Source organism: Capnocytophaga sp. oral taxon 332 str. F0381, from assembly GCF_000318275.2.
GTDB classification, from domain to species: domain Bacteria; phylum Bacteroidota; class Bacteroidia; order Flavobacteriales; family Flavobacteriaceae; genus Capnocytophaga; species Capnocytophaga bilenii.
In genome coordinates this window covers 2627-3074 of the sequence record NZ_KB291280.1, presented here as the reverse complement: position 1 = coordinate 3074, position 448 = coordinate 2627, and the positions used below count along the sequence as shown (strand labels likewise).

The following is a 448-nucleotide window of genomic DNA, read 5'->3' as shown; positions in this document are numbered from 1 at the left end:
AATACATTAATTTTCAGAGTGCAAATATATGAAAATACTTTGACACCTCAAAAAGAAAGTAAAGTAATACAAAATACGGTAGGAAATATCTTTAGCGGACAAGTAGTAGGGGAAACAGCTAAAACTCTTTCTGAACGTTTTGGAAAGGTATTGCAGAAAAGGCAATCTACTACGATTAACCGCAATGACACCTCTACCTCTATATCCACGCAGTTGAATAGTCTTATCCCTGCCAGTAAGATTGCGAACCTCACCCAAGGAATGTTCGTTGGGGCAGTCTCTGACAACTTTGATGAACGCATAGACCAGAAGATATTCCACGCACAGATAGTTGTAGACAACGACAAAGTAGCCGCAGAAACCAAAGCCTACCAGAAAATCCCCGAAGTTCTCTCTTTCACCGATGCCAACGGCAACGACACCACCAAAGAACAGGTAGAAGCCAATT

Annotated in this window: 1 pseudogene; it reads left to right on the top strand. The window is 41.3% G+C overall.

The window, feature by feature from the left end:
• A pseudogene (locus HMPREF9075_RS03350) lies at nt 1-448 on the top strand (hypothetical protein); the annotation flags it as partial.